Origin of the sequence: Pseudomonas sp. K5002 (assembly GCF_013386655.1) — a bacterium.
Taxonomy (GTDB): domain Bacteria; phylum Pseudomonadota; class Gammaproteobacteria; order Pseudomonadales; family Pseudomonadaceae; genus Aquipseudomonas.
In genome coordinates this window covers 1-2,912 of record NZ_JACARK010000774.1, presented here as the reverse complement: position 1 = coordinate 2,912, position 2,912 = coordinate 1, and the positions used below count along the sequence as shown (strand labels likewise).

Below are 2,912 nucleotides of genomic sequence, written 5' to 3'. Positions count from 1 at the left end.
GGCGCAGGCCTGTTGCTGCCGGGCCTCGCGCCTGCGGTGATCGCCTCGGTCAAGGATCGCCCGCAACTCACCGACGGCGTGCAGTCCGGCGACCTGCTGGGCGACCGCGCGATGATCTGGAGCCGCAGCGACCGCCCGGCCCGGATGGTGGTGGAGTGGGACACCCGCAGCGTATTCAGCAACCCGCGCAAATTCGTCTCGCCCCTGGCCGACAGCCGCACCGATTTCACCGCCCGTGTCGAACTCACCGGCCTGCCCGTCGACCAGGCGATTTTCTACCGTGTGCACTTTGAAGATGCCCAGACCGGCGTGGCCAGCGAGCCCTGGTTCGGTCACCTGCGCAGCGTGCCGCAGCAGCGCCGGGATATCCGCTTTGTGTGGAGCGGCGACACCGTCGGCCAGGGCTTCGGCATCAACCCGGACATCGGCGGCATGCGCATCTACGAAGCCATGCGCCTGCGTCTGCCGGACTTCTTCATTCACAGCGGCGACACCATCTACGCCGACGGCCCGGTGCCCGCGCAACTGACCACCGAGGACGGACGCATCTGGCGCAACATCACCACCGAAGCCAAAAGCAAAGTCGCTGAAACCCTGAATGAATACCGGGGCAACTACCGCTACAACCTGATGGACGAGAACGTACGTCGCTTCAACGCCGAAGTGCCGCAGATCTGGCAGTGGGACGACCACGAGGTGATCAACAACTGGTCGCCGAGCAAGCAACTGGATGAACGCTACAAGACTCGCGACATCAATACCCTGGTAGGCCGTGCGCGCCAGGCCTGGCTGGAATATTCACCGATGCGCCGGCAAAGCGCCGACCAGGGCGGGCGGATTTATCGCAAGCTCAGCTACGGCCCGTTGCTGGATGTGTTTGTGCTGGACATGCGCAGCTATCGCGGGCCGAACGATGACAACCTTGGCGGTGAAAAACCGTTCCTTGGGCGTGAGCAACTGGACTGGCTGAAGCGCGAATTGAAGGCCTCCCAGGCGCAGTGGAAAGTCATCGCCGCCGACATGCCCATTGGCCTGGGCGTGCCCGACGGTGAGGTCAGCCCCGGCGTGCCGCGTTGGGAAGCGATCGCCAACGGCGACCCGGGCCCGGCCCAGGGGCGCGAGTTGGAAATTGCCGAATTGCTCGCGTTTCTGCGGGCGCAGCAGGTGCGTAATCACGTGTGGCTGACAGCGGATGTGCATTACTGCGCGGCCCATCATTACCATCCGGATCGGGCGGCGTTTCAGGATTTTGAGCCGTTCTGGGAGTTTGTCGCCGGGCCGTTGAATGCCGGGAGTTTCGGGCCTAATCCGCTGGATAAAACCTTTGGCCCGGAAGTGGTGTTCGAGAAGGCGCCGACGGTGCAGAACAGCTCGCCGTTTGCCGGGTTCCAGTTTTTTGGCGAGGTGCAGATTGACGGGCAGACGGCGGAGCTGACGGTGATTTTGCGGGACCTGGATGGGGTTTCGGTGTTTGAACAGAAGCTGGCGCCAGTGTGATTGCAATGCAATCTACCTACTGAAGAAGAGCCAATGTGGGAGCGGGCTTGCTCGCGAAGGCGGTGTGTCAGTCAACAGATGTATGGACTGATCCACTGCCTTCGCGAGCAAGCCCGCTCCCACATTTTGATCGGTGTATCTTCAGGGGGTCAGTAAACATCCCGGCGGTAGCGGCCCTGCTCGATCAAGCGTTCGACGGCTTCGCTGCCCAGCACCTCATGCAGCACCTGATCCACACCCGCCGCCATCCCCTGCAAACTGCCGCAGACGTAAATCGCGGCGCCATCGGCCACCCATTTACGCAGCACATCCGCTGATTCGCGCAGGCGATCCTGCACGTAGATTTTCTCTGCCTGATCCCGGGAAAAGGCCAGGTCCAGTAGCGCCAGGTCACCGCTGGCCAGCCAGCCTTGCAACTCATCCTGGCAGTGGTAGTCGTGGGCGATATTGCGTTCGCCAAACAGCAGCCAGTTGCGCTGCTGGCCGTCGGCAACCCGCGCCTTGAGCAGGCTGCGCAACCCGGCAAGGCCGGTGCCGTTGCCCAGCAGGATCATCGGGAGCGGCTGGGTCGGCAGATGGAAGCCACTGTTGCGCCGCACTCGCAGGCTGATGGTCGAACCCAGCGGTGCATGTTCGGTCAACCAGCCGGAACCCACGCCCACGCTGCCATCGGGGTGACGCTCCTGGCGCACGATCAGCTCCAGCACACCGTCGCTGGCAATCGAGGCGATGGAGTATTCGCGCATGCCCAGCGGCACCAGTGCATTGACCAGCGCCTGGGCATGCAGGCCCACCAGGTGTGCGCGATTGTCCGGCAGTTGGCGGCCGGCCAGGGCCTGGTCGAGGGTGTGTGCAAGGCCGTCGACTACCACACCTTCGCTGCCGGCCAGTCCCAGGCCTTCCAGGAAGTGTTCGATGGCCCATGGGCAATTGCGTGGCAGCACTTCCACCAGGTCGCCGGCCAGCCAGTCCCGGGGGGCTGGCGGGGTGAGCCCGAGCAAATAGACGCCGGAGCCACTGCTGTGCGGGTTGAGCAGGGTGCGTTGCTTCAGGGTCCAGTTTTCATAGGTCGCGCTGGCCCATGCCGCAGCGGGTGCATGGCCGGTCAGTTGGCCCAGTTGTTGTTGCCAGTGCAGCAACGCATCGGTGTCGCCGCTGTCGACTTCCACCGGGGCGAACAGCGGGTTGCCGCCCTGGTTGGTCAGCCAGAAATGCAGGCGCCGGGCGAAGCCGCAGAAGTGTTGGTACTGGCGATCACCCAGGGCCAACACCGAGTAGTTCAGGCCCTTGAGGGACAGGTCCTGGCCGAGCACGCTGCGCTCGAAACCGCGGGCGCTGTCCGGTGCCTCGCCGTCGCCGAAGGTGCTGACCACGAACAGCGCATGGCTCGATTGGCGCAAATCCTCTTCGCTGAC

Annotated in this window: 2 protein-coding genes; one reads left to right on the top strand and one right to left on the bottom strand. The window is 63.9% G+C overall.

The window, feature by feature from the left end; translation table 11 throughout:
* The coding region (locus tag HX846_RS28260; protein ID WP_178966553.1) for an alkaline phosphatase at positions 1-1,497 on the top strand (1,497 nt) is incomplete at its 5' end.
* A 149-nt stretch (positions 1,498-1,646) separates the two neighbouring features.
* Here HX846_RS28260 and HX846_RS28255 read toward each other — a convergent pair.
* Positions 1,647-2,912 (bottom strand): sulfite reductase subunit alpha (locus tag HX846_RS28255; protein WP_178966552.1); only part of this gene is annotated, 1,266 nt, incomplete at its 5' end.